At 61.5% G+C, this 23,964-nt stretch carries 26 protein-coding genes and 1 pseudogene; 12 read left to right on the top strand and 15 right to left on the bottom strand.

Going from position 1 to position 23,964, the window contains the following annotated elements; genetic code table 11:
• A partial coding sequence (locus C5L10_RS13990) for a DUF1236 domain-containing protein (RefSeq protein ID WP_105430148.1) occupies window positions 1–589 on the bottom strand: 589 nt, incomplete at its 3' end.
• Window positions 590–757: 168 nt separating this feature from the next.
• Between C5L10_RS13990 and C5L10_RS13985 the strand changes: the two genes are divergently transcribed.
• Together C5L10_RS13985 and C5L10_RS13980 are read left to right on the top strand one after the other, a co-directional pair.
• Entirely contained in the window at window positions 758–964 is a 207-nt protein-coding gene (locus C5L10_RS13985) for a hypothetical protein (RefSeq protein WP_105430147.1), read from the top strand.
• Between the two features lie 70 nt (window positions 965–1,034).
• Window positions 1,035–1,712: an MBL fold metallo-hydrolase gene (locus tag C5L10_RS13980; RefSeq protein WP_105430146.1), complete on the top strand. Its 678-nt coding sequence runs from the start codon at window positions 1,035–1,037 to the stop codon at window positions 1,710–1,712.
• A gap of 55 nt (window positions 1,713–1,767) precedes the next feature.
• Here the strand turns inward: C5L10_RS13980 and C5L10_RS13975 are convergent, their stop codons facing one another.
• Both C5L10_RS13975 and C5L10_RS13970 read right to left on the bottom strand, forming a co-directional pair.
• A complete protein-coding gene (locus C5L10_RS13975) occupies window positions 1,768–1,983 on the bottom strand; it encodes a cold-shock protein (RefSeq protein WP_046633016.1) in 216 nt (71 codons plus the stop codon).
• A gap of 532 nt (window positions 1,984–2,515) precedes the next feature.
• Entirely contained in the window at window positions 2,516–3,466 is a 951-nt protein-coding gene (locus C5L10_RS13970; RefSeq protein ID WP_105430145.1) for an EAL domain-containing protein, read from the bottom strand.
• Between the two features lie 217 nt (window positions 3,467–3,683).
• Here C5L10_RS13970 and C5L10_RS13965 point away from each other — a divergent pair, with 217 nt between their 5' ends.
• From C5L10_RS13965 to C5L10_RS13955, 3 genes and pseudogenes are all read left to right on the top strand, one after another.
• Window positions 3,684–4,886, top strand: coding sequence for a pyridoxal phosphate-dependent aminotransferase (locus tag C5L10_RS13965; protein ID WP_046631068.1), 1,203 nt, complete (start codon window positions 3,684–3,686; stop codon window positions 4,884–4,886).
• Window positions 4,887–4,985: 99 nt separating this feature from the next.
• The gene (locus tag C5L10_RS13960; RefSeq protein ID WP_105430173.1) at window positions 4,986–5,273 is read left to right on the top strand and encodes a type II toxin-antitoxin system Phd/YefM family antitoxin; all 288 of its coding nucleotides are present in this window, start codon (window positions 4,986–4,988) and stop codon (window positions 5,271–5,273) included.
• Between the two features lie 35 nt (window positions 5,274–5,308).
• Window positions 5,309–5,649: pseudogene (locus C5L10_RS13955) on the top strand (type II toxin-antitoxin system VapC family toxin); the annotation flags it as partial.
• A 47-nt stretch (window positions 5,650–5,696) separates the two neighbouring features.
• Here C5L10_RS13955 and C5L10_RS13950 read toward each other — a convergent pair.
• The 3 genes from C5L10_RS13950 to C5L10_RS13940 all read right to left on the bottom strand — a co-directional run bounded on the left by C5L10_RS13950 (window position 5,697) and on the right by C5L10_RS13940 (window position 8,780).
• The gene (locus C5L10_RS13950) at window positions 5,697–6,923 is read right to left on the bottom strand and encodes a PQQ-dependent sugar dehydrogenase (RefSeq protein ID WP_105430172.1); all 1,227 of its coding nucleotides are present in this window, start codon (window positions 6,921–6,923) and stop codon (window positions 5,697–5,699) included.
• Between the two features lie 209 nt (window positions 6,924–7,132).
• Window positions 7,133–7,555, bottom strand: coding sequence for a DUF3597 domain-containing protein (locus C5L10_RS13945; protein ID WP_105430144.1), 423 nt, complete (start codon window positions 7,553–7,555; stop codon window positions 7,133–7,135).
• 106 nt (window positions 7,556–7,661) lie between these two features.
• Window positions 7,662–8,780: a 5-methyltetrahydropteroyltriglutamate--homocysteine S-methyltransferase gene (locus C5L10_RS13940; RefSeq protein WP_105430143.1), complete on the bottom strand. Its 1,119-nt coding sequence runs from the start codon at window positions 8,778–8,780 to the stop codon at window positions 7,662–7,664.
• A gap of 14 nt (window positions 8,781–8,794) precedes the next feature.
• Here C5L10_RS13940 and C5L10_RS33640 point away from each other — a divergent pair, with 14 nt between their 5' ends.
• The gene (locus tag C5L10_RS33640) at window positions 8,795–8,932 is read left to right on the top strand and encodes a hypothetical protein (RefSeq protein WP_172717025.1); all 138 of its coding nucleotides are present in this window, start codon (window positions 8,795–8,797) and stop codon (window positions 8,930–8,932) included.
• A gap of 17 nt (window positions 8,933–8,949) precedes the next feature.
• On the opposite strand, the gene C5L10_RS13935 is transcribed toward C5L10_RS33640, so the two are convergent.
• Window positions 8,950–10,053 carry a calcium:proton antiporter gene (locus C5L10_RS13935; protein WP_105430142.1) on the bottom strand — a complete coding sequence of 368 codons (1,104 nt, stop codon included), beginning with the start codon at window positions 10,051–10,053 and terminating at the stop codon, window positions 8,950–8,952.
• A 233-nt stretch (window positions 10,054–10,286) separates the two neighbouring features.
• On the opposite strand from C5L10_RS13935, the gene C5L10_RS13930 reads away from it, so the two are divergent.
• Window positions 10,287–10,550, top strand: coding sequence for a DUF2188 domain-containing protein (locus tag C5L10_RS13930; RefSeq protein ID WP_046633029.1), 264 nt, complete (start codon window positions 10,287–10,289; stop codon window positions 10,548–10,550).
• 5 nt (window positions 10,551–10,555) lie between these two features.
• Here the strand turns inward: C5L10_RS13930 and C5L10_RS13925 are convergent, their stop codons facing one another.
• Complete coding sequence (locus C5L10_RS13925) at window positions 10,556–11,464, bottom strand: LysR family transcriptional regulator (protein WP_046668727.1); 909 nt, start codon at window positions 11,462–11,464, stop codon at window positions 10,556–10,558.
• Window positions 11,465–11,563: 99 nt separating this feature from the next.
• Here C5L10_RS13925 and C5L10_RS13920 point away from each other — a divergent pair, with 99 nt between their 5' ends.
• Window positions 11,564–12,586, top strand: coding sequence for an NAD-dependent epimerase/dehydratase family protein (locus tag C5L10_RS13920; protein ID WP_105430141.1), 1,023 nt, complete (start codon window positions 11,564–11,566; stop codon window positions 12,584–12,586).
• Window positions 12,587–12,638: 52 nt separating this feature from the next.
• On the opposite strand, the gene C5L10_RS13915 is transcribed toward C5L10_RS13920, so the two are convergent.
• From C5L10_RS13915 to trxB, 4 genes are all read right to left on the bottom strand, one after another.
• Complete coding sequence (locus C5L10_RS13915; protein ID WP_105430140.1) at window positions 12,639–13,760, bottom strand: alkene reductase; 1,122 nt, start codon at window positions 13,758–13,760, stop codon at window positions 12,639–12,641.
• Window positions 13,761–13,800: 40 nt separating this feature from the next.
• On the bottom strand, window positions 13,801–14,097 hold the full coding sequence (locus C5L10_RS13910) for a helix-turn-helix transcriptional regulator (RefSeq protein ID WP_046633033.1): 297 nt from the start codon (window positions 14,095–14,097) through the stop codon (window positions 13,801–13,803).
• A 630-nt stretch (window positions 14,098–14,727) separates the two neighbouring features.
• On the bottom strand, window positions 14,728–15,624 hold the full coding sequence (locus tag C5L10_RS13905; RefSeq protein WP_046633779.1) for a LysR family transcriptional regulator VtlR: 897 nt from the start codon (window positions 15,622–15,624) through the stop codon (window positions 14,728–14,730).
• Window positions 15,625–15,639: 15 nt separating this feature from the next.
• Window positions 15,640–16,614 (bottom strand): thioredoxin-disulfide reductase, encoded by a 975-nt coding sequence (gene trxB, locus C5L10_RS13900; RefSeq protein ID WP_105430139.1) that lies wholly within the window; start codon window positions 16,612–16,614, stop codon window positions 15,640–15,642.
• Window positions 16,615–16,850: 236 nt separating this feature from the next.
• On the opposite strand from trxB, the gene C5L10_RS13895 reads away from it, so the two are divergent.
• Window positions 16,851–17,318, top strand: coding sequence for an Lrp/AsnC family transcriptional regulator (locus C5L10_RS13895; RefSeq protein ID WP_046633781.1), 468 nt, complete (start codon window positions 16,851–16,853; stop codon window positions 17,316–17,318).
• Between the two features lie 9 nt (window positions 17,319–17,327).
• Here C5L10_RS13895 and C5L10_RS13890 read toward each other — a convergent pair whose 3' ends face one another.
• Window positions 17,328–18,152: a glycosyltransferase family 25 protein gene (locus C5L10_RS13890; RefSeq protein WP_172717024.1), complete on the bottom strand. Its 825-nt coding sequence runs from the start codon at window positions 18,150–18,152 to the stop codon at window positions 17,328–17,330.
• Between the two features lie 299 nt (window positions 18,153–18,451).
• On the opposite strand from C5L10_RS13890, the gene C5L10_RS13885 reads away from it, so the two are divergent.
• Window positions 18,452–19,477, top strand: coding sequence for a glycosyltransferase (locus C5L10_RS13885; protein ID WP_046633039.1), 1,026 nt, complete (start codon window positions 18,452–18,454; stop codon window positions 19,475–19,477).
• On the opposite strand, the gene C5L10_RS13880 is transcribed toward C5L10_RS13885, so the two are convergent.
• Window positions 19,461–20,519, bottom strand: a complete 1,059-nt coding sequence (locus C5L10_RS13880; protein ID WP_105430171.1) for a glycosyltransferase family 4 protein — start codon at window positions 20,517–20,519, stop codon at window positions 19,461–19,463. The two genes, C5L10_RS13885 and C5L10_RS13880, sit on opposite strands and share 17 nt — an antisense overlap.
• Window positions 20,520–20,549: 30 nt before the next feature.
• Complete coding sequence (gene greA, locus C5L10_RS13875) at window positions 20,550–21,026, bottom strand: transcription elongation factor GreA (protein ID WP_046633785.1); 477 nt, start codon at window positions 21,024–21,026, stop codon at window positions 20,550–20,552.
• Between the two features lie 239 nt (window positions 21,027–21,265).
• Between greA and C5L10_RS13870 the strand changes: the two genes are divergently transcribed.
• The gene (locus tag C5L10_RS13870) at window positions 21,266–22,498 is read left to right on the top strand and encodes a putative DNA modification/repair radical SAM protein (RefSeq protein WP_046668732.1); all 1,233 of its coding nucleotides are present in this window, start codon (window positions 21,266–21,268) and stop codon (window positions 22,496–22,498) included.
• Window positions 22,495–23,964, top strand: a complete 1,470-nt coding sequence (locus C5L10_RS13865; protein WP_105430137.1) for a UdgX family uracil-DNA binding protein — start codon at window positions 22,495–22,497, stop codon at window positions 23,962–23,964. Before C5L10_RS13870 ends, C5L10_RS13865 begins: the two co-directional genes overlap by 4 nt.

Raw genomic sequence — 23,964 nt, 5'->3', positions numbered from 1 at the left:
GAACCGGGCGGTCGTTGACGACGACGTAATCATAATTGTAGTCCGGCACCTGCTGGACGACGACCTCCGGCGGCAGCGTCGCGCCGATCGCCACTTCGTTGCGGACGTAGACCGGCCGGACCGGGTGCTCTTCGATGTAGCTGATGACGGTTTCCGGCGGTTCGACGGCCTCGACCGCACCGACCGGGCCAAGCAGTATATCGCCCGGACCCGGAACGGCAGCCGGCGGGGTGACGCTTGCGGTCGTCTCATAGGTGACGGACGGTACTTCGTACCGGGTGCGGTATTCCTCCACTGCCACCGCCGAGCCGTTGTGGCGGATGGTGAGGTATTCCGCATAGACCCAGCCGCGCATGCCGTTGACGTCGATGCGGCACCATTTGCTGCCCTGGAGGCAGCCGTCCATCATGGCCGGGCTGCCGCGGGTGGCCATCCCGATTTCCGGATAGTTCTGGCCGGGACCGGAGCGGACGATGATGTCCGAGGCGGTGGTGGTGGTCATCTGCGCCTGGGCGGGCAGGGCGAGCGCCGAAAGGACGGCACCGAGGCCAAGCCACTTCAATTCCGGGCATTTCAACCAAGTCGTCATGGATTCTCTCCTCATGTTGACTGGCGGGGTAACACCCGCATGTCCCGGTGGTTCCGCCGAATGCCGGTGGATTCTGCAATCTGTGGCGGGGGTGCCACAGCTAGAATGAGGAACGGAACCTTTATGCCGCCAGTCCATTGATCCCGCCAGAAGCATCGGAGAGACCTCATGACCACCCAGACGATGACAGCCCAGACCTTTGCCGACCTGCCGCCGATCAGGATGGAAACAACCACCGCGGCCAATCCGCTCAAAAGCGTGCTGGTGACCGTTTTCGTGCTGAAGATCGCGATTGCCGCCTTCCTGATCGCCACCGTATCGCTCGCACCGCCGGTTTCCGCCAACGCCCATTCCACGACCCTTGCCTCGAACTGATCTTTTCGGCTGAAATGCCCTGCGTTTATCGGTATATCCCGGCAAGCATCATCGTTCAGGCCGAGGCATCATGGGCAAGTTACAGGCCGGTATCATTCCGGTTACGCCATTCCAGCAGAACTGCACCATCCTCTTCGACGAGGAGACCAAGCAGGGCGTTGTCGTCGATCCGGGCGGCGACGTGCCGACGATCCTTCAGGTCATCAAGGAAAATGGCGTCACCCTCAAGGAAATCTGGCTGACGCACGGGCACATCGACCACGCGGGCGGCGCCGACGAATTGCGCGAGGCGCTGAGCATCCCGGTGATCGGTCCCCACGAGGCGGACCTGCCGCTGCTGCAGCGCCTGGAGACGCAGGCGGAAAAATTCGGGGTCAAGATGGAGGTGCGCAACGTTTTGCCGGACCGCTGGCTCAACGAAGGAGACAAGGTTTCGTTCGGCGAGCATGTCTTCGAGATCTTCCATTGCCCCGGACATGCGCCGGGACACGTGATCTACTACAACCGTGCCCAGGGTTTCGCGCATCTCGGCGACGTGCTGTTCAACGGCTCGATCGGGCGCACGGATCTGCCGGGCGGAGATCACGATACGCTGCTCGCTTCGATCCGCGACAAGGTTCTGCCGCTCGGCGACGAGGTCGGGTTCATCTGCGGCCACGGGCCGGGCAGCCGGATCGGCGACGAACGGCGCACAAATCCATTCCTGCGCGGCCTCGGCGGACCGAAGCCGCAACATACCCCGGTTTAAAAAAAACCCGGCATCTCTGCCGGGCTTCAACTCGAAATGGCAAGCCTCTGGAGGCTTAGCCGGAGATCTGCAGATTGACGGCCTTGGGGCCTTTGCCGCGACGATCCGGTTCCGTGTCGAAGCTTACTTTCTGGTTTTCAGACAGTCCGGACAGGCCGGAAGCCTGTACGGCAGAGATATGGACAAAGATATCGGCGCCACCATTGTCAGGCTTGATAAAGCCGAAGCCCTTGTCGGTATTGAAGAATTTTACAGTGCCAGTCTCGGCCATGCAGCAGGTCCTTTTCTCTCTGTCCGTGTTCAGCGGCGGACAGCATCACAGTGTAGCCCCGAAGGGCGGCGGCAGGCAGCTTTAAGAAAGGGTCCCTGTCTTTACCGCGATGACCGGCAGGAATTGCTTTGAAATCTCCGCCCCCGGCCTACCGCCCGAAGTCTTAGCGCCTTCGGAGCGCGTCATTATAGGTCTTCCCATGCTCGTAAATTGCCCGAACTTGCACAGAGTGCTGTGTTTATTGAAAATTGGCAAGAAAAAGTTTTTTGAATTGTCGCCACAATGGCAAATTGCAAATCGCGGGAACCCCCGGAAAATGCGGGCTTTGAGCCTTCCCTGATGGTGCGGCAAGACGATTCCATCGCCCGCAATGCTTTCCTAACCTTCATCTGTGCCGTTTTGGGGCAAATGGCGCGAAAAGAAAAATTTTTGCCGCTCATGTCTCTGAACGGAGGGTCGGAGCGGGTTCCGGGCCGATATTGCGGTCGATAGCGGTCACGCATTCCCAGCGCAAAATCTGCGGTTTCTGGTACTACTCGCCGCTGGATTGCCGGCGGCCAAAAGCGCGGGCAGGCCTTGCGAATACCGGTTTGGCCAGGGTCGGAGGAGGTATGGTTGCGGCGGCCCGGTTGACGCCGAGCGTGATTTCGTTGCCGGTCGTCTGGAGCGGCGCGAAGTCGGCCAGGCTTTCCGGGAAGCTTTCGTTGAATGTCGTCGGGGCGAGTTCGGGCCGCGCCAGGGCATAACCCTGCATCAGCGGCACGCCGAGTTCTTCGCAAAGATCCACCTGCCAAAGCTCCTCGAGCCCTTCGAAGATCGGTTCGATGCCATCGTCGAGCATCTGCCGGACGATGACGCGCAGCAGCGCGTACCCGGCGGAATTATCCAGGAAGTCGCGCACCCAGGCGGCTTCGAATTTCACGTAGTCCGGCTTGATGCGCTTCAGACGGTCGAGATCGGAATCGCGGGCGCCGTAGTCGTCGATCGCAATGCGGAAGCCGACCGCCTGCATGTGCTCGGTGAAGGCGACGACAATGTCGTCGGACGCGCCGGATCTTTCGGAGATTTCGCAGACGATCCGATCGGGCGCCAGGCCGGCCTCGTGGCTGGCGACCTTGATGCGATCGACTTCCTGGCGCATTTCCTGGGACGTGCGGAAGAGGCCGGGATGGAACTTGACGAAGATCCCGGCGCGGGACCGGTTCAGCCGGCCGGTGTTCAAGATGTGAATGGTGCGCAGGATGCTGTCGACATCGGCCATATCGACCGGGGACACGAGCGGAAAGAACTCGGCCGGCGACACCGGTTCGCCATCGCGGGAGGCGCGCAGGAGGCCCTCGAAAGCTTCGATTTCAAGGCCGGTTTCCGGGCCTGAGCGAAGGATCGGCTGCAGCGCGGATTGCAGCAGGAAAGGACCGTAGACGGTGGAGAACGACCCATTGTCGCTGCGAACCAGATTGGCGAAGATGCTTCTCGGCGTCATGCCCGTGCCCGTCGATTTCCGTTATCCCATCCCTCCTGGTTGTAGCAGCCAAGGGTTACGCGGTTGTAAACAAGGTTTCGAAGGTTTTAATCAGCTTCTTTCATCGCTCACATTCAAGCTTTGTGCTTGAAACGGCGTCATAGTTTAGACATAGAGCGTACGGGCGGTTTTCGGCGCGCGATGCCGCCGTGTTCAACAGCTCTTCAGGACGAAGATTATGGCCTTTCTTGCCGACGCACTTTCCCGCGTAAAGCCCTCTGCCACCATCGCCGTTTCCCAGAAAGCCCGCGACCTGAAAGCAAAGGGCCGCGACGTGATCGGGCTCGGTGCAGGCGAGCCGGACTTCGATACGCCGGAAAACATCAAGAAAGCCGCCATCGACGCGATCAATCGCGGCGAGACCAAATATCCGCCGGTCTCCGGCATTCCGCAGCTTCGCGAGGCGATCGCCAAGAAGTTCAAGCGCGAGAACAATCTCGACTACACGCCGGCCCAGACGATCGTCGGCACCGGCGGAAAGCAGATTCTTTTCAACGCCTTCATGGCGACCTTGAATCCCGGCGATGAAGTCATCATCACCGCGCCCTACTGGGTTTCCTATCCGGAGATGGTCGCCATCTGCGGCGGCACCTCGGTGATCATCAAGGCGAGCCAGGAAAACAACTTCAAGGTGACCGCCGCCGATCTCGAAAAGGCGATCACGCCGAAGACCAAGTGGTTCCTGTTCAACTCGCCGTCCAACCCGTCGGGCGCCGCCTATACCCATGACGAGTTGAAGGCGCTGACCGACGTGCTCGTCAAGCATGAGCATGTCTGGGTGCTGACCGACGACATGTACGAGCACCTGACCTATGGCGACTTCAAGTTCGTCTCGCCGGCGGAAGTGGAGCCGAAGCTCTACAACCGGACGCTGACGATGAACGGCGTTTCCAAGGCCTATGCGATGACCGGCTGGCGTATCGGCTATGCGGCCGGCCCGCTCGAACTGATCAAGGCGATGGACATGATCCAGGGCCAGCAGACGTCAGGTGCCTGCACGATCGCCCAATGGGCTTCGGTCGAGGCGCTCAACGGTCCGCAGGATTTCATTCCGCAGAACAAGAAGATCTTCGAAGGCCGCCGCGACCTGGTCGTGTCAATGCTGAACCAGGCGAAGGGCATCGTCTGCCCGTCTCCGGAGGGTGCCTTCTACGTCTACCCGTCCTGCGCCGGCCTGATCGGCAAGACCGCGCCGTCGGGCAAGGTCATGGAGACCGACGAGGATTTCGTCACCGAGCTTCTGGAAACCGAAGGCGTGGCCGTCGTCCACGGTTCGGCCTTCGGTCTCGGCCCGAACTTCCGCATTTCCTATGCGGCTTCGGAAGAACAGCTCGAAGAAGCCTGCAAGCGGATCCAGCGCTTCTGCGCAAACTGCAAGTAAGCCTTGGCTATTTTCTGCACGAAGCCCGCCGGTGACGGCGGGCTTTTCTGTTTTCAGGCATCCGTTGACCATGACAGCGGCCGGACATACATTTCGGTTATGAAAACCGTTTCTCTCCGCGAAGCTCAGGACCGTCTTGACGAACTTGCCCAGGATGTGGAGCAGGGCGAGACCGTGACCGTGACGCGGGACGGCAAGCCGGTGTTCGATATCGTGCCGCATACGGAGGTGGCGGAACCGGCTGAGAAGAAGGGCGGCATCGACTGGGAAGCAGGTCAGGCCTATCTGCGGTCGAAGGGCATTTTCAACCCGGTGCCGTATATCGCTGAGGATTTCGACGATCCTTTGCCGGAAGATTTCCTGATCACCCCTCTGCCTAAATCGTGAAACTTCTGCTCGATACTCATATCGTGCTGGCATTCCTGCGACGGGAATTCGACAGCCAGTTTCCGGCATTTCATAAATTCTTTTCCGGTGAGACGATATTGGGGTTTGTCAACGTGGCGAGCCTCTGGGAAATCGCCATCAAGTCGAGACTGGGCAAGCTCGATCCGGGCATGCCTTTGGATCAGATGCCGGTGATGTTGCAGGCTTCCGATCTCAAAAACTCCCTATAGACATAGCGCATGTCATCACTGCTGCGGAACCGGAGCCCGAGACACGTGATCCCTTTGACCGACTTCTGTTGGCTCAGTGCCAGGCGGAAGGGCTATTGCTGGTGACGGTCGATCGGGCGCTCGTGCACCATCCACTGGCCCTGAAATTCTTGGCAAGCGGGCGTCTTAGAGCGCCGCTTGCCCGAAATCACCATCAGCCCTTGGTCAGCTTCACGATCGTCGATTCCCCGCCGCCGCGTTGTTCGGTGACGGCATAGACAGCGCCGTCGGGGCCGACCTTGACATCGCGGATGCGGGCGCCGAGCGGCACGCGCTCTTCATAGGCGACCTTGTCGCCGTCCATGTGGACGACCACGATACCCTGGGCGACGAGGCCGCCGATCAGGAAGGAATTCTTCCATTCCGGGATGGCGTCGCCGTCGTAATAGGCCATGCCGGACGGGGCGATGACCGGGTCCCAGAAATAGACCGGCTGTTCCGTCTCCTTCATGGCAGTGATGCCCTTGCCGACTGGTTTGCCGCTGTATTCGATGCCGTAGGTGACTTCCGGCCAGCCGTAATTCTTGCCGGCTTCCGGGCGGTTCAGTTCGTCGCCGCCGCGCGGTCCGTGCTCGACGGTCCAGAGACGGCCCTGGCCGTCGAGAGTGGCGGACTGCAGGTTGCGGTGGCCGAGCGACCAGATTTCCGGCCGGGCGCCCTGCCGATTGACGAACGGATTGTCGGGCAGGGCCTTGCCGTTCACGTCGATGCGAAAGATCTTGCCGAGGCCGCTCGCGATATCCTGGGCCTGGACGCGCGGCTGCGGGTCGGAGCGTTCGCCGACCGTCACGTAGAGCTCGTTGCTCGGGCCGAAGACGAGGCGCGAGCCGAAATGATTGTTGCCGTCATAGCTCGGCATCTGGCGGAAGATCACCTTGACGTTCTCGAGCTTGCCACCGCCGCGGTTGTCCCGGACGAGTTTTGCGGAGGCGACCGATGTGCCGTTTCCGTCTTGGCGTTGTTCGGAGAAGGAAAAGAAGATCATTCCGGATGAGGCGAAATCCGGGGCGAGCGCGACGTCGAGCAAGCCGCCCTGACCTCTGGAAAGCACTGTCGGAACACCTTCGATCTTCGGTCCAGCTTCGCCTTCCTCGGAGATGATGTGCATGGCACCCTGCTTGGCCGTCACCAGCATCCGGCCGTCGGGCAGAAACTCCATGGCCCAGAGATGCGGCAGGCCGTCTGCGACCACCTCCTGCGCGATCTTGGGCATCCGGGCAGGCTGCGGAGCACGCGTCTGGTTGGCGAAGGCTGGTTTCTGGTCGCGGGCGTTCGGCGCTTTGGTCTCCGCGGGCTGGCCGGCGTTCTGAGCAGGAACGGGGCCGGCCAACAGGGCAAGCGAGAGGGCCGAACCGGTCACGAGAAGACTGAGGCGTTTCATCATGGACTCCCTTCAATAGGGCGGCATCGACCGCCAAGGCCTGCAACGACACTCCGGCACGCGGCGAAGGAGTATCTGGCAATAGCCTTCATCTAGGGCGTTCATCGGCAAGCGCCGTACACAGTTCGTTCAAGATTATTTTATTGCCGGGTCGCGAACAAAAGCCCGCCGGTGAGAGCGGGCTTCGCGCGTTCGGACGAGGTTGGGGATCAGTCGGCGAGGTCGGCCGGAACCTTGCCGCCGTTTTCGGCGAGCTTCTTCATCAGCGCCTTGTGGAGCCAGACGTTCATTGTCGCGGAGTCGTTGGTATCGCCGGTATAGTGCAGCTCGGCGGCCAGTTCCTTGCGGGCGGTGAGGCTCGAGTCGAGATCGAGCGCCTTCATCAGGTCGACGATCGACTTGCGCCAATCGAGCTTCTGGCCGCTCTTCTTGACCGCGGCGTCGAGTATCGGGGTGATGTCGACGGGACCCGACGAGGAAGGGGCCGACGACGTTGCCGAAGGGATGGGCGTCGGATTGGTCGCCGGGGCGGCGGAGGCGGAAACCGGAGCGGCCGGTTTCAGAGGTTCGGCGGCCGGTGCTGTTTCATCCGCGCCCCAAATCGCATTCTTTATCTTGTCGAATATACCCATTGTTGCAATCTCCCTCGGGTTAAATCCGAATAGGAACCTAAGCTAGAACAATGATTTCTCAAGTGGCGGCCGCGGGTTATTCGACCCGCGGCGCACGAATATCAGATCAGGCCGTGCCCCAGATGGCTTCGGCGGTCTTGACGACGAGTTCCAGCTTCCGCCTCTGGTCGTCCTCGGTGATCGAATTGCCTTCCTCGGTCGAGGCGAAACCGCATTGCGGGGCAATGCCGAGCTGGTCGATATCGACGAACTTGGAGGCTTCGTCGAAGTGTCGGCGCAGCGAATCGAGCGTCTCCAGTTCACCGGTCTTGGTGGTGATGAAGCCCGGATAGACGCGCTGCTTCGAACCCTTCTGGAGAAGGCTCAGCGGCTGCAGACCGCCGGCACGCTCGGTGTCGTATTCCATGAAGAACATGTCGACACCGGTCTTGTTGAAGATCGCGTCGGCCGCCGCATCGTAACCGCCTTCGGCAGCCCAGGTGGAGCGGAAGTTGCCACGGCACATATGCATGCCGATCAGCATGTCCTTCGGGCGGTCCTTGATCGCTTCATGCATGGTCAATGCGTATTTCTCGATCAGCCAGTCCGGATCGTAGCCTTCCTCGCGCTTCATGGCGCGCTGCTTCTCGTCGCCGAGATAGGCAAAGTAGATGTCGTCCATCTGCAGATAACGGCAGCCGGCTTCGTAGAACTTCTGCACGGCCTTGGCATAGGTGCGGGCGAGAGCTGCGAAGAGCGCTTCCTGGTCCTGGTATTCCGGATAGGTCACGTCGGCGCGGGCGGTGCGGTAATGGGCGACGCTCGGGCCGGGGATGGAAATCTTCGGTGTTACCTTGGTGTTGGCGGCGAGAAACTTGAAGTGCTCCAGATGCGGATGATCGCCCGGAAAGTCGAGCTTGCCGTTGATGGTCGGGAAGGTCGGCGGCAGTTTGACGCCGTGGAAGGTGACGCCCTTATGGGCCTCGCGGGTGACGAATTCCATGCCGTCGAGCAGGCCGAGGAAGTCGTAGTGCCAGAAGTGGCGACGGGCTTCGCCGTCGGTCACGACCTTCAGGCCGACGCTTTCCTGCAGCTTGACGAGTTCCCGGATGCCTTCGTCTTCGACGGCCTTCAACTCGTCTGCGGAAATGCTCTTGTCTTCATAGAACTTCTTGCGGGCTTCCTTGACGGAAGCGGGACGCAGCAGCGAACCGACATGGTCGGCTCTGTAGGGAGGTGTAGACATTTGAAATCTCCTTCATGCGCAACACGGTGATCGCGCCCATTGCTGGACGACCGGCTGGCAAACCGGCCTTCGCCGCGGCGGACACGACCATATTTCAGACATTGATTCAACCTCTTCCCGATCCGATTCCGTTCCTGCGCGCAAGCCTTTGATGCGGAATCTCTTTTGCCTAGAGGCCCAGCGCCGTCAGCATCACGAAGGTGGCGAAAAGAACGAAATGGGTCATGCCTTCGATGGCGTTGGTCTGCCCGTCGTTGAGGTTGATCGCGGCGGCGATCAGGGTGACGGCGACCATGACGGTCTGAACCGGCGTCATCGCCATGACAAAGGGCTGGCCGCTGTAGAGCGCGATGCTCTCCATCACCGGCACGGTGAGGATGACGGTCGAGAGCGAGGCGCCCATGGCGATGTTGACGACGGACTGCATGCGGTTGCGCAGTGCCGCGCGCAGGGCGGTCAGGATTTCGGGCGCTGCGGAGATCGCCGCAACCACGACAGCCATCAGTGTCAGCGGAGCGCCGCTGCCCTCCAGCCCGGCATTCATGAAGGTGGACATGAATTCGGCGAGGAAGCCGATGATCAAGACGCCGACAAGGATGAGGCTGATCGAGATCGCCGAGGATTCGTGTTCGGCCTCCTCTTTCGGCGTCTGGCCGCCGGTTGCCACCTTGGCGCGCGGATAGGTGTAGCTGAAGAAATAGCTGTGCGGACCGACCTGCATCTTCAGGAAGACCGCATAGAGCGCGACCATCGCGCAGATCGTGAAGGCGGAATAATAGTGCCAACGGTCGCCGGGAATGAACTCCGGGACGATCATGGAAATGCCCATGGCCGTCAGGATCATGACGCTGTAGGTGCGGCTGGAATCGTCGTTATAGGGCTGCTCGCCATGGCGAAGGCCGCCGAGCAGGGCGGCGAGGCCAAGGATGCCGTTGATGTCCAGCATCACCGCCGCATAGATCGTGTCGCGCACCAGGGTGGGCGAGTTGGTATTGCCCATCATGATGGCGAGGATCAGCACCTCGACCGCCACTGCCGACAGCGTCAGGATCATCGTCCCGTAGGGATCGCCGACCTTGTGGGCGAGCAGTTCGGCATGGTGGGCGACGCGGGTCGAGGCGAGAATGATGATGCCGATCAGGACGACGGCGGCGATCAGCGAAGCCGTTTTCCCGGCATCGAGCAGGGAATGTTCGACGGAATAGGCAACGAAGCCTGCGGCCAGCGCGACGATGAGAAATCTTTCCTGCTTCAGCAGGGACAACAAACCCACATTCCACTCCTGACCTTGACCGATGACAATCTAAGGCGGCAACCTGCGGCATCAAGCAAGGTTCCGCTTTCGCGTCGAGGATTTGCGGTCGGCGGCCTTTGATGCCATAATTTATGACGTGATTTGCGATGTGGCTTGGAACTTCGCGGTACCCTTCTCAATTTCTCACCCCGGTGCCGCGAAAGGACAAGGATCCGAATGGATCGAGGCAGCCGTAAAAGACAGGAGGGAGTATGACCAAGGTTACCTATAAAGTCGTTCCGCATGACGGCGGCTGGGCCTATCGCCAGGGCGACGTTTATTCGGAAACTTTTCCCAGCCATTCCGACGCCTTGCAGGCGGCTCGCATCGTTGCGGCCGAGCAGCAGGTGGGCGGGGACCCGGAGGAGATCAGCTGGCAGGATGAAAAGGGCATCTGGCACACCGAATACAGCGAGGGTGGCGACCGGCCCGAGGCCGAGGTCATGGATGGCGACGAGGGGTCGACCACCCACTGAAAACGTCAGCCGCGGACATAGTCCAGCAGACCTTTGACGAGTGCGTCGAAGGTGACGCGCCAGCGCGGGGACGATTTCAGGTTTTCATGCATCGCAACCCAGGTGTCGAGCGGCAGTTCGAAAACATCGGGCAGCACCCGGACCAGATCCGGATCGCGACGGGCAATGCCGATCTGGCAGATGCCGATGCCGACAGCGCCGCGGATCGCGGCCAGTTGGGCGAGATTGTTGTCCGCCTTGTAGCTCCAGCGGATATTTTCGATATCGGGAAAGGCCGGGGAGGTGGCCCGTATACGGTCCGCAGCGGCGCGAACGAAGGCGGTGCGACGGTCGAAGCCGATCAGCCGATGGGCGGCGAGATCGTCCGGGCTTTGCGGAACTCCATGCCGGTCCAGATAACGTCGATGGGCAAAAAGCCCGAGCGGGATGTCGCCGATATGACGGGTGACGAGCGCATCCTGGACGGGACTGGTCATGCGCACCGCAATATCCGACTCGCGCCTTAAAAGATCCTCCAGCGAATCCGACAGTGACAGTTCCAGTTCCAGCCCCGGGTGCTGGTCCTGGAGGCTGGCGAGGATCGGCGGCAGGATTTCGACGCCGATCACCTCGCTGGCGCTGATCCTCACCGTTCCCTTGACCGCGCCGATCTCGCCCGAGGCCAGCCGCAGCATGGCGGCGGTCGTGATGGCGAGGTTCTCCGCATAGGGTTTCATCGCGAGCGCCGGCTCGGTCGGCAGCAAGCCTTGTTGCGAGCGGGTGAAGAGCTGGTAGCCCAAGGCCTGCTCGAGAGCGTCGATATGACGACCGACGGTCGGCTGCGTCAGGCCGAGATCGCGCGCCGCAGCCGACAACGAGCCGAGCCGCAGGACGGCAAGGAAGGTTCGGTAGAAGTCCCAGCTGATGTCATTCATTTTTGTATGGACGCCAAAAATATTCTGTCAATTCCGTATAGGAACGAATGGCGCGATAGTCCAGCCAACTAAACGCCTGCAGCTGGAAGGATTATCGCCATGTCTGGACTATCGAACTCCAACCCCGGTCTAAAGCCCATCGCCCTTGTTCTCGGCGCCACCGGCGGGATAGGCGGCCATGTGGCGCGGGGCCTTGCCGCACGTGGCTGGACCGTCCGCGCCCTCAACCGCAAGGCGGGGGAAGCGGCAACGCGGGAACCTCGCTTTCACTGGCTCCAGGGCGACGCGATGAATGCAGCCGATGTCCGCCGTGCCGCCCAGGATGCCAGGCTGATCGTCCATGCGGTCAATCCGCCGGGCTATAAGGACTGGGAAAAGCTGGTCCTGCCGATGCTCGACAACACGATCGCGGCGGCCCGCGCCGTCGGCGCCCGCATCCTCCTGCCGGGCACGGTCTATAATTACGGGCCGGATGCCTTTCCCGAGATCACCGAGGAAAGCCCGCAGAACCCAGTGACACGCAAGGGCGCGATCCGGGTCGAGCTGGAACGACGGCTGGAGGCCGCGTCGAGCGAGGGCGTGCCGGTACTGATCGTGCGGGCCGGCGATTATTTCGGTCCCGGCGCGGCGAACAGCTGGTTCGCCCAAGGCCTGGTGAAGCCCGGCAAGCCGGTTCGGTCGGTCAGCCGACCCAGTGCCGCGGGCGTCGGCCACCAATGGGCCTATCTGCCGGACGTGGCCGAGACCATGTTGCGACTGATCGACCGCGAGGGTGAACTGCCGCGTTTCGCCCGCTTCCAGATGCGCGGCTTCTGGGACCGGGACGGAAGCGAGATGATCGCGGCGATCGGCCGGGTCGTCGGGCAAAAACCGAAGGTTAAGGCGTTTCCGTGGTGGCTGCTGAAGCTTGGATCGCCCTTCGTGCCGATATTCCGGGAGCTGGGTGAGATACGCTACCTCTGGAACGTGCCGGTGCGGATGAGCAATGACAAACTGCGGGCCTTCCTGGGCGAGGAGCCTTCGACGCCGACCGACGAAGCAATTCGGGCGGCGCTTGCCGATCTCCACTGTATCGAGCCGAAGCCAGCCAAGGCTGCAAAGCAGGTGGCGCTTCTGACCTGAGTGGTATTCTCAAAAGAAAAGGGCCGCGTTGGGCGGCCCCTTCCGAAATGCATCAGGCGACCGCTTCGAGCACCGGGTAGTCGGTATAGCCCTTGGCACCGCCGCCGTAGAAGGTGGACTTGTCGGCCTCGTTGAGCGGGGCATTGTCCTTGAGGCGCTGGACGAGATCCGGGTTGGCGAGGAAGAGCTTGCCGAAGGCGACCGCGTCGGCATAACCGTTTTCAACGGCCTTGGAGGCGCTTTGGCCGTCATAACCGTTGTTGACGAGCCAGCCGCCCTTGCCGCCGGCCTTGCGGTAGATATCCTTGAGTTCCTGGTAATCGAAGGGCTTGTCGCCCTGGAAGAAGGCGCGGTCGCCGCCGGTGGCACCTTCGATCAGGTGGATGAAGGAGAGGCCGCGGGGTCCGAGCTGCTCGACCACATGGTTGAAGACGGCCTGCGGATCGGGATCGCTGACGCCATTGGCCGGTGTCACCGGCGACAGGCGGATGCCGACGCGGCCGGCGCCGATTTCCTTGGTCACCGCATCGACGACTTCCACCAGGAACCGTGCGCGGTTCTCGATCGAGCCGCCGTATTCGTCCGTGCGCTGGTTGGCGCCCGACTTCAGGAACTGGTCGATCAGGTAGCCGTTGGCGCCGTGGATTTCGATGCCGTCGAAACCGGCGTCGATCGCGGCGCGGGCTCCCTTGGCGAAATCAGCAACGATGCCGGCGATTTCCGAATGTTCCAGCGCGCGGGGAGCGGACGTATCGACGAACGCGCCGCTGCCATCCGGATTGGTGATATAAGTCTTGCCGCCCGCCGGAATGGCCGAGGGTGCAACGGGAGCGCCGCCGTTCGGCTGCAGGGAGGTGTGCGAGACGCGGCCGACATGCCAGATCTGGGTGACGATCTTGCCGCCCTTGCGGTGGACGGCATCCGTCACCTTCTTCCAGCCCTCGATCGCCTGCGGCAGATAAAGGCCCGGCACGTCCGCATAACCCTGGCCCTGGTGGCTGACCGGCGTGCCCTCGGTGACGATCAGCCCGGCGGTGGCGCGCTGTTCGTAATAGGTGACGTTGAGGTTGTTGGGGATCGCTTTCGGCGAGCGGTTGCGCGTCAGGGGAGCCATGACGACGCGGTTAGCGAGTTCGATATCGCCGAACGTGGTCGGATCAAAAATGCTGGCCATTGGAAAATTCCTTATGCTGTTGGGAGGAGAGGCGGGGGGATCAGAGGGTCGATCTGAGATCGTCGAGGAAGGCCGCGATGGTTTTTTCGTCGCGGTGGTAGAATGCCCATTGGCCGACCCGGTCGATTTTCACCAGGCGGGCCTTCTCGAGCGTCGAAAGATGCGCCGAGACCGTGGATTGGGAGAGGCCGCAGCGTTTTTCGAACTGGCTGGCGCAGATGCCCATTTCGAGCGGATGCGCCTGATCGCAAAAGTGACGTTCCGGCTCCTTCATCCATTCCAGGAATTCGACCCGGATCGGATGCGCCAGCGCCTTCAGAATTTCCGTCTTGTCCATGATCAGGATCCAACATCGGAGTTTCCCGATATATAGATCGCCGGAAGACGATTTAAAGGGAGCGGTTTGCGGAGAAGCGGGGGATTGTAAAAAAAATGGGCCGCCGGATCGCTCCGAGGCCCAATAATTGTGAAGGTCAAAACCTCCAGAGGGGAACAGCCGGCACAGACGACAGGGACGTCGCCGAAGCGCGCCAGCTGAACTGAATATGGGGAGCCGGGTTTCGCTCGACAAGGGTCTGGATGGGATATTGAACGGAAGTTTTGACGCGGATTATGACGGGTGAAAACTAGCCGAATGAGCCAATGCCGGTTCGGGCAGATCCGGGGCAAAAAAAGAGGGCCACTGGATCGCTCCAGGGCCCTATAAGTGTGAAGGTCAAAAAAACCTCCAGAGGGGAACAGCTGCTGCGGCGGAACTGGGAGGAAAAGCCGCCATGTGCATCAGCTGTGAGCGATATGGTGGTTTTTTGTGCAGTGAACAATACTCTTTTGTGCAGGACAGCCATGCGTGAGGTGCAACGCTTTCGTTTAATGCGCTCAGTGGTTACATATCAGGCCGCCGCAGAAGTCGCGAAATCCCCAGCGTTCTAGGGTTTTCGGGGGCATATCCGGTCCGGACCGGCGCCGGTCAGAAGCTCCAGTTGCGGGCCTTGCCGACCACGAAATCGCGGAAGACTTTCAGCTTGGCAGCGTTCTTCATTTCATCCGGATAGCAGAAATAGGTATCGAAGGACGGGATATCGGCATTGATGGCCAGCTGAATCAGCCCCGGATCGCGGCCGACAATATAATCCGGCAGGCAGGCGATGCCGATTCCCAGCAGGCAGGCGCGCTTGATCGAGGTCTGGCTGTTGATCTGCAGATGCGGTGTGCGGGTATTGTCCGACGACCGGCCCGCGTATTCCAGCCAGTTGACGTCGAGCAGGTAGTTCGGCGCCGGCTCCCCGAAGGTGATGATGCGATGTTGGTCGAGATCCTCGACGGATTGCGGCTCGCCGTAACGGTTGATGTAGGAGGGGGCCGCATAGACGTGCATGTGCACGGTGAAGAGCTTGCGCTGGATGAGGTCGGACTGCACCGGCTGACGAAGCCGGATAGCGCAATCCGCATGGCGCATGTTGACGTCCACTTCCTCGTTGTCGAGGATCAACTGGATCGACATTTCCGGATAGAGCTGCAGGAATTCCTGCACCTTGTCGGTGAGCCAGCCCTGGCCGAGGCCGACGGTCGTCGTCACGCGCAGCTTGCCGGACGGCTTTTCCGTCGTCTCGGTGAGCTGCATCTTCACCGTTTCGAGCTTCAGCAGTACGTCGTGGGCGGTGCGATAGAGAAGCTCGCCCTGTTCGGTGAGGATCAGGCCGCGCGCGTGGCGATGGAAGAGTTTTACCCCGACATCCTGCTCCAGCGCGCTGACCTGACGGCTGATCGCCGACTGGGAAAGATGCAGCTTGTCAGCCGCATGGGTGAAGGATCCCGCCTCCGCCGCCGCGTGGAAAATGCGCAGTTTATCCCAGTCGAGCGGCACACCCATCGTTCAACGTCACTCCGCGGCTATGGCAACCGGCTGGATGCCGGAGAGGTAACGTTCGGCCTCGAGCGCTGCCATACAGCCCATGCCGGCGGCGGTGATCGCCTGGCGGAAAGTGTCATCCGTCACGTCGCCGGCGGCAAACACGCCGGGCACGTCGGTGGCGGTCGAATCCGGCGCCGTCCAGAGATATCCATTCGGCTTCATCTTCAATTTACCCTGGAACAGTTCTGTCGCCGGCGCATGGCCGATCGCCACGAAGACGCCATGGATCGGGAAGTCGGTGACCGTGCCGGTCTGGGTGTTGCGCAGCTTGACGCCCTCGACGGACGGCGGCATCGGCGCCTTGGCCGGCTTGCCGGTGATCTCGGCGATTTCGGTATTCCACAGCACGTTGACATTGGGGCGCTGGAAAAGGCGTTCCTGCAGGATCTTTTCGGAACGGAAACTATCGCGGCGATGCACCACGGTGACCGACTTGGCGATATTCGACAGGTAGAGCGCTTCCTCGACCGCGGAATTGCCGCCGCCGACCACGATCACGTCCTTGTTGCGATAGAAGAAGCCGTCGCAGGTGGCGCAGGCGGAGACGCCAAAGCCCTGGAACTGCTGCTCGGTTTCGATGCCGAGCCATTTTGCCTTGGCGCCGGTCGAGATGATGATCGTCTCGGCGGTCCAGACAGCGCCAGAATCGGTGCGCACGGTGAAGGGGCGATGGTGGAGCTCGACCTCGGTGACGAGGTCGTTGACGATCTCGGCGCCCACATGGGTAGCCTGTTTCAGCATCTGCTCCATGAGCCAGGGACCCTGGATCGGATCGCCGAAGCCCGGATAGTTTTCGACATCCGTGGTGATCATCAGCTGGCCGCCCTGTTCCATGCCGGCGATCAAAACCGGTTTCAGCATGGCGCGCGCCGCATAGATGGCGGCCGTATAACCGGCCGGGCCGGAGCCGATGATCAGGACCTCGGTATGACGGGAGGACATGGGTTATTTCCTTTCAAAGACCGGTCGACGTTTCGTTGCCCCTCATATAGGTGGTCGATGTCCGGTCTGCCGCTTTAGAAGCGCCATGTAAGATCGATCCATGCAGCAATGCAAGGGCAGCCTTGCACTAACAACAGATCAGTTGGCATGGAAACCGAAGCCTAAGCGGCCCAAGACATATTCTTGCGTAAAATTCCTCTTGCGATAAAAGCACTGCAGAATTGAAGGGGACCTATGTGCTTCGCGCCGATCTTGATGCCATCGACCTAAAAATCCTGCGGGAATTGCAACGTGACGGGCGCATGACCAATGTCGAGCTCGCAGAACGCGTCGGCATTTCCGCCCCGCCCTGCCTGCGCCGGGTGCGCAAGCTCGAGGAAGCCGGTATCATCGAAGGCTATCACGCGCTTCTCAACGCCCCGAAACTGGGCGTGGATCTCGTCGCCTTCTGCATGGTCGGGCTGAAGCGCCAGTCGGACGCGGACTTGAAGGCCTTCGGGGCGAAGGTCCAGCAATGGCCGATGGTACGGGAGGCCTGGATGGTCAACGGCGACAGCGATTTCCTGCTGCGCTGCGCAGCCCAGAACCTCACCGTCTTCCAGGACTTCGTCATCGAGGTACTGACCGCCGACCAGCATGTTGATACCGTTCGCACCATGCTGACCATCCGCCAGGTGAAGCATCTGGGGCTGGTCGAGATCTGAAACGCCTCGTCACTTGCTTCCGGCAGGGCGGAACCGCTTCTTGTGGATGAAGGCGATCAGCTTGTCTTCCATCAGGCGCCGCTGCTTGGCGAGCGCGTAGAACCATTTCCGCTTGTTGGTCTTTCTGGCGCGGCCGGAGCTTGCCAGGATTTCGCTTGCGGCATCCGTGGTGGTGACGGGCGAGGGCCAGAAGGAGTAGCCGTGGCCGGTGCGGGTCAGCCAGTGGCGGAAATAATTGTCAACCGGGGCAAACATCTTGCGGTGTTCCTCGATGAACAGCCGCGCGCCTTCGCGCGACCAGACGATGGCGCTCGTCGTCATCGGGAAGTAATGGGCCGCCACCAGTTCGCAGTCGTGTCCGCCGATGCCGTAACGGGCGAGCGGCGTGGCGATCTTCAGCTTGTTGTTGCCTATGTTGATCAGCCGCCACACGGGATCGACCTTTTCGAGATCCGGCAGGGCCGCTTCGAGCAGTTCGACCGGGTTGCAGAGCGGCAGCGCGTCGTCTTCCAGCACCAGTGCATAACGGGCGTCGGATTTCAGGAAATGTTCGGCGACTTTCAGGTGGCTGCGGTAGCAGCCGATTTCGCCGCCGACGAGGGTGCGGCCCATATAGCTCTGGGCGCGCTCGGCATCGTAGTCCGGGATCGTCGCGAGATCGAACTTGCGGCCATCGACGGCGGAGATCCGCTCGAAGGCGATGCCGAAGGCTGAAAGACGGTCGCTGATGGTCTGCAGGCGGTCATTGCTGCCATCCAGATTGATGACATAGGTCTCAAGCGATTGCATTTTACCCTTTTCGGCGAGGAGGCGCAGCGGCTTTTCGTCCGCCATGGCCGCTTCCGTTGCCGGTAGACTTGTGATGGTGCGTCGACGTGGTCGAAGCCGTTTGAGCTTTGCTATATCGTGGCCGGGCCCTTTTGGGAACAAGCGGGGCTTTCTTCCCGATAACATCGGCCGAACCGGTGCGGAAGGGTCACTGCAGCCGCATCCTGCCCAGCCCCAACATTTCAGCGACAACCATTCCCATACCCCTTGCGCAGGTTTTTCAACCGTAACATATAGGCGGCGCCGCCTACAGATGCTGGTTTCCGGTATAAAGCGGCGGAAAACAGACAGGCGAGGCGACATCGATGCGGGTTCACCAGTATATTTTCGGCAAGGATGGCGGGGCGGAGAAGTTCTTCGTGCATCTGGTCGGCGCGCTTGCCCGCCGTGGGGTCGATCAGACGGTCGTGATGCGCTGGAACCGCCGCTGGAAACCGGATGTCGAGGCCCATGCCAAGGTGATCGAGAGCAATTTCCGCAACCTGTCGATCGACCGTATCCTTTTGCCGATGAAGGTGCTGTCCATGGCAAAGCGCGACAAGGCCGACGCGATCATTTCCTGGTCCACCCGCGGCGCCCGGCTGATGCCGGACTATAAGGGCGGTATCAAACTCTCCCGTCTCGGCGACTACCCCACCCATCTCGGCTATTTCAAGAATTCCGACATTCTCGTCTGCAATACGCCGGGCATTGCCGACCACGTGCGCAACAATCTCGGCTGGACCCGCGGCGTCGAAGTGATCTCGAATTTCACGGACACGTCGGTCGTGGCGCCGATCTCAAGGTCGGTTGCAGATACGCCGGACGGCGTGCCGCTGATCATGACGATGGGCCGTTTCGTCAAGCGCAAGCGTTTCCACCTGCTGATCGAGGCGATGGCGGCGGTGCCGGACGCGTATCTGTGGATCGCCGGCGACGGCGAGGAGCGGGAAGCGCTGGAAGCTGTCATGCGCGAGCACAAGATGGAGAACCGGGTGCGGTTCCTCGGCTGGCACAAGGATACGCGGCCATATCTTGCCGCCGCCGACATCTTCATCATGCCATCCAGCCACGAGCCGCTCGGCAACGTCATTTTCGAGGCATGGGCGCAGAGCAAGCCGGTGATTTCCTCACGCTCGGAGGGTCCGTCCTGGTTCATGCGCGACGGCGAAAACGGCCTGCTCGTCGATATCGACGACGTCCCGGGCTATTCGCGCGCCATCAACCAGTTGATCGCAGATCCTCAACTGGCTGCGAGCCTTGGCGAAAAGGGCAGGGCGACGCTGGTCGGACAGTTTTCGGAAGAGGCGGTGGCGAACGCCTATATCGAGCTTTTCAAGCGGAAGCCGTGATCCGGTAGATATTGCCGAGCAGTTTGGCCTCGCCCTCGATGCTGAAATTTTCGAGCGCGTGGGTGCGGGAGCGGGCCGAGGCCGCCTTGCGGCGGGCTTCGTTGTCCATGAAGGCGGCTGCGGCCCCGGCCATGGCATGGACGCTGTCGCGGGCGATGATCACGCCGGTCTCTTCGTCGCCCGTCACCAGAAGTTCGGGGAAGGCGCCGACATCGGTGGCGATTACCGGCACCGCGGTCGCCATGGCTTCCAGCGGCGTCAGCCCGAAACCTTCCCAGCGCTGCGGCGCGATGAAGAGGTCGAGGGCGCGATACCATTCGTTGATATCGGTATGCTCGCCAACGAACAGGATGCGGTCGGCAAGGCCGGCGGCGGCGACCTTGTTCTTCAACCCGTCCTCGAAATCCACATGCGGCCCCGTGGCGCGGCCGGCCACGATCGCCGACCAGTCCTTGCGCTCGGAAAGCACCCGGATCATCGAATCCACGAAGAGATCGGTGCCCTTCTGGCGCCGCACGCGGCCGAAGCAGCCGACGACCTTCTGTGCCGGATCGAGGCCGCGGGCGCGCTTGGCCTCAGCCTTGTCCGATGGCGGCGAGAAGCGGACGGTATCGATGCCGTGCAGCACCACGGTGTTCTTGACCGCCAGGTAATCGGCCGTCTTGCCGCTGGTGGCGATCACGCCATCCATCTTCGAGACCAGCCATTTCGTCCAGCCGGTATGGTGCCGTTGCGAGGCGGAGGTGAAGACGATCTTCAGCGACATGCGCAGCACGTCGCGCATGAAAATTGCCGGCAGCATCTCGATATTGCGGCGCGCGTGCCAGATCCGGCACCGTTTGCCGCGCGGCGGCGACCAGAGGCGGAAGATGTCGCGGTAACGGATATGCGGCAGATCGGCAGGCAGGCCGGGGCCAAGCGCTGCGACCTTCTGGCCGAGCGATCTCTGGACTGGCACGAGCTGGATGATCGTTGACGTGACGCCGGAGAGCCGCCGCTTGAAATTCGGCGCAATCACTTCGACGTCACGGATATCGATGATGGCGGGATCGCCGCTTTTACCCACGGGCGGTCAGCCCCAGGAAATGGCGAGGATTTCGTAGGCCTTGGAGCCGCCGGGGGCGACAACTTCGATGGAATCACCCTTTTCCTTGCCGATCATCGCACGCGCGATCGGCGAAGAGATGGAGATACGGCCGGCCTTCACGTCGGCTTCCTGGTCGCCGACGATCTGGTAGACCTTTTCCTCGTCGGTGTCCTCGTCGATGAGTTTGACGGTCGCGCCGAACTTGATCTTCGAGCCGGACATCTTGGAGAGGTCGATGACCTCGGCGCGCGCTGTCAGATCTTCGAGTTCCGTAATGCGGCCTTCGTTATGGCTCTGGGCCTCCTTGGCAGCATGGTACTCGGCGTTTTCCGAAAGGTCGCCATGGGCGCGCGCTTCTGCAATTGCCTCGATGATACGGGGACGCTCCTCCTGCTGGCGCCAGCGCAGCTCTTCCTGCAGTTTGGAAAAACCGCTCTGCGTCATCGGTACCTTTTCAACCATTTCCTTGTCCTTCAGGCGCATGCCCGCGGATGCCGCGGACACAAAAATAAACAGGTTCCGGAGCGAAACTTCGGAACCATCGTAAAATCAGAATGTAGGTCACTATAACAGAATTTCGACAGCGAGTGCTAGGAATTTCGAAACCCTGTCCGTGTGCCCCTCCTTGGGCATGTGGATGCAAGCGGCACCATTTGTCAATGACTTGACGGACCGAAAAAGAACATTTAGTGAACATACTAATGAAGAAGTCGCTGAAAGAACGCCTGGCGATCCTTTCGGATGCCGCCAAATACGATGCTTCCTGTGCCTCCAGCGGAACTGTGAAGCGGGACTCGTCCGCGACAGGCGGGCTCGGCTCGACAGAGGGCTCCGGCATCTGCCACGCCTATGCGCCGGACGGCCGGTGCATATCGCTCCTGAAGATCCTGCTCACCAATTTCTGCATCTACGACTGCGCCTATTGCATCAACCGATCCTCCAGCAATGTGGAGCGGGCGCGTTTTTCGCCTGAAGAGGTGATCTGGCTGACGCTGGAATTCTACCGCCGCAACTATATCGAAGGCCTGTTCCTGTCCTCGGGCATCATCCGCTCCTCCGACCACACGATGGAGGAGATGGTGCGGATCGCCAGGGAACTCAGGACCACCCATGGCTTCCGCGGCTATATTCACCTGAAAAGCATTCCGGAGGCCTCTGCGCATCTGATCGAGGAGGCCGGGCTTTATGCCGACCGGCTGTCGATCAATATCGAACTGCCGACCGACAGCGGCATCGGCAAGTTCGCGCCGGAAAAGCGGCCGGACAACATCCGCCGCTCGATGGGCAAGCTCAGGCTGAAGATCGAGGAAATGGCCGATCCGACGCTGCAGACGAAGCGCAGGAAGACATTCGCGCCGGCCGGACAGAGCACCCAGATGATCGTCGGTGCCGACGGCGCCAGCGACGCGACCATTCTCGGGACCAGCGCTCGGCTTTACGGCAGTTACGGCCTGAAGCGCGTCTATTACTCCGCCTTCAGCCCGATACCGGATTCGTCGAAGAACCTGCCGCTGATCAAGCCGCCGCTGATGCGCGAGCATCGGCTTTACCAGGCGGACTGGCTCTACCGGTTTTACGGTTTCGAGATCGGCGAGATCACCGCGACCCAGGTCGACGGCATGCTCGACCTCGATCTCGACCCGAAGCTCGCCTGGGCGCTCGGCCACCGCGAACGGTTCCCGGTGGACGTCAACCGGGCGGAGAAGGAGATGCTGCTGCGGGTACCGGGTTTCGGCACCAAGACGGTGAAAGGCATTCTCTCGGCGCGGCGATTCGGGCGTCTGCGGCTCGACGATCTGAAGCGGCTCGGCGTATCGCTCAGGAAGGTGCAGCCGTTCATCATGGCGGAAGGCTGGACGCCGCACCGGCTGGTCGACCGGACGGATCTGCGGGCAATGTTCGAGCCGAAGCCCGAGCAGTTGTCGCTGTTATGAGGTACCGTTTTTCGCTGCGGGGCAGGGGCGACCTGACGGAATGGCGCGATGCCGCCCGCGCCTTTCTGATGGCCGGCATTGTGCCCGACATCATCGAATGGCGGACGATGGACGATGCCGAGGGGCTGTTCGGGTTCGACGAGAACCATCTGCCGCCACCGCATCCGGGCTGCGAGCCGCTGTCGGTGTCGCCCGCCTTCATCAAGCTGGCGCAGGCGGTGCTCTGTCATTCCGACCCGACGCGGTTTGCCCTGCTTTACCGCATGCTGTTCCGGATGATCCATGGCGGGGTGGTCCATGGCCGGCACCTGCTGCAGATGGCGACCGATCCGGACGTCGTCGCGGCGAGCCGCCTGGCGAAGTCTGTCGGCCGCGACTATCACAAGATGACGGCCTTCGTGCGCTTCAAGGAACTGCCGCTGACGGAAGGTTTCGCCGGGCGGCGGCGCTTCATCTCCTGGTTCGAGCCGGATCACTTCATCATCGCCCGCGTAGCGCCGTTCTTCCAGCGGCGCTTCACCGACATGGACTGGGTGATCGCCACGCCGAAGGGCTCGGCCTCCTGGGACGGCGAGACGCTGCGCACGACGGACGAGCCGGCGGAGAAGCCCGACCTGCGCGACGAGACGGAGGAGCTGTGGCGCACCTATTACGCCTCGATCTTCAACCCGGCGCGGCTGAAGGTGAAGATGATGACCACGGAGATGCCGAAGAAATACTGGAAGAACCTGCCGGAGGCGGAGCTCATTCCGGGCCTGATCGCCAATGCCGAGGCCAGTGTCATCGACATGGCGCGCAAGGCGGCGAGCGAGCCCTTGCCCTTCCATCACCGGATCCAGGAAGCGGCCGCCAAGGCCCCGGCGGAGCCGATGCCCACTGCAGGCACGCTTGCGGCGCTGAGGCAGGAGGCGCGGCACTGCACGCGCTGCGACATTCATTGCCTCGCGACCCAGACGGTGTTCGGCGACGGACCGCCGGATGCAAGGGTAATGTTCGTCGGCGAACAGCCGGGCGACCAGGAGGATCTGGCGGGCAAACCCTTCGTCGGGCCGGCGGGAAAACTGTTCAACGACGTGATCGGCGAGGTCGGCCTCGACCGGCGGTCGCTCTATATCACCAATGCGGTAAAACACTTCAAATACGAGCCGCGCGGCAAGCGGCGCATCCACCAGAAACCGAACATCGGCGAGGTGCGGCAATGCCGCTGGTGGCTGACCCAGGAACTGGAGCTGGTGAGGCCGAAACTGGTGGTGGCGATGGGCGCGACGGCGCTGTTCGCGCTGACCGACATGCGGCAGAAGCTGGAGGATGTCAGGGGAGAGCCGATCGCCATGGAGGACGGGCGCACGCTCTTCGTGACGGTGCATCCGTCCTACCTGCTGCGCATTCCCGACGAGGGTCGGAAGGCGGAGGAGCTTGCCCGATTCAGGCAGGACATGAACCGGATCAAGCGCTTGGCGGCGTGA

Origin of the sequence: Neorhizobium sp. T6_25 (genome assembly GCF_002968555.1) — a bacterium.
Taxonomy (GTDB): Bacteria; Pseudomonadota; Alphaproteobacteria; order Rhizobiales; family Rhizobiaceae; genus Neorhizobium.
Note: the sequence above shows the minus strand (reverse complement) of the source record. Positions and strands in the feature narration are given on the sequence as shown.

Excerpts from the sequence above, each read along its gene's own strand:
- C5L10_RS13985 (WP_105430147.1), top strand. The coding sequence starts at position 758 with ATGACCACCCAGACGATGACAGCCCAGACCTTTGCCGACCTGCCGCCG.
- C5L10_RS13980 (WP_105430146.1), top strand. The coding sequence starts at position 1,035 with ATGGGCAAGTTACAGGCCGGTATCATTCCGGTTACGCCATTCCAGCAG.
- C5L10_RS13975 (WP_046633016.1), bottom strand. The coding sequence starts at position 1,983 with ATGGCCGAGACTGGCACTGTAAAATTCTTCAATACCGACAAGGGCTTC.
- C5L10_RS13970 (WP_105430145.1), bottom strand. The coding sequence starts at position 3,466 with ATGACGCCGAGAAGCATCTTCGCCAATCTGGTTCGCAGCGACAATGGG.
- C5L10_RS13965 (WP_046631068.1), top strand. The coding sequence starts at position 3,684 with ATGGCCTTTCTTGCCGACGCACTTTCCCGCGTAAAGCCCTCTGCCACC.
- C5L10_RS13960 (WP_105430173.1), top strand. The coding sequence starts at position 4,986 with ATGAAAACCGTTTCTCTCCGCGAAGCTCAGGACCGTCTTGACGAACTT.
- C5L10_RS13950 (WP_105430172.1), bottom strand. The coding sequence starts at position 6,923 with ATGAAACGCCTCAGTCTTCTCGTGACCGGTTCGGCCCTCTCGCTTGCC.
- C5L10_RS13945 (WP_105430144.1), bottom strand. The coding sequence starts at position 7,555 with ATGGGTATATTCGACAAGATAAAGAATGCGATTTGGGGCGCGGATGAA.
- C5L10_RS13940 (WP_105430143.1), bottom strand. The coding sequence starts at position 8,780 with ATGTCTACACCTCCCTACAGAGCCGACCATGTCGGTTCGCTGCTGCGT.
- C5L10_RS33640 (WP_172717025.1), top strand. The coding sequence starts at position 8,795 with ATGCGCAACACGGTGATCGCGCCCATTGCTGGACGACCGGCTGGCAAA.
- C5L10_RS13930 (WP_046633029.1), top strand. The coding sequence starts at position 10,287 with ATGACCAAGGTTACCTATAAAGTCGTTCCGCATGACGGCGGCTGGGCC.
- C5L10_RS13925 (WP_046668727.1), bottom strand. The coding sequence starts at position 11,464 with ATGAATGACATCAGCTGGGACTTCTACCGAACCTTCCTTGCCGTCCTG.
- C5L10_RS13920 (WP_105430141.1), top strand. The coding sequence starts at position 11,564 with ATGTCTGGACTATCGAACTCCAACCCCGGTCTAAAGCCCATCGCCCTT.
- C5L10_RS13915 (WP_105430140.1), bottom strand. The coding sequence starts at position 13,760 with ATGGCCAGCATTTTTGATCCGACCACGTTCGGCGATATCGAACTCGCT.
- C5L10_RS13910 (WP_046633033.1), bottom strand. The coding sequence starts at position 14,097 with ATGGACAAGACGGAAATTCTGAAGGCGCTGGCGCATCCGATCCGGGTC.
- trxB (WP_105430139.1), bottom strand. The coding sequence starts at position 16,614 with ATGTCCTCCCGTCATACCGAGGTCCTGATCATCGGCTCCGGCCCGGCC.
- C5L10_RS13890 (WP_172717024.1), bottom strand. The coding sequence starts at position 18,152 with ATGGCGGACGAAAAGCCGCTGCGCCTCCTCGCCGAAAAGGGTAAAATG.
- C5L10_RS13885 (WP_046633039.1), top strand. The coding sequence starts at position 18,452 with ATGCGGGTTCACCAGTATATTTTCGGCAAGGATGGCGGGGCGGAGAAG.
- greA (WP_046633785.1), bottom strand. The coding sequence starts at position 21,026 with ATGGTTGAAAAGGTACCGATGACGCAGAGCGGTTTTTCCAAACTGCAG.
- C5L10_RS13870 (WP_046668732.1), top strand. The coding sequence starts at position 21,266 with ATGAAGAAGTCGCTGAAAGAACGCCTGGCGATCCTTTCGGATGCCGCC.
- C5L10_RS13865 (WP_105430137.1), top strand. The coding sequence starts at position 22,495 with ATGAGGTACCGTTTTTCGCTGCGGGGCAGGGGCGACCTGACGGAATGG.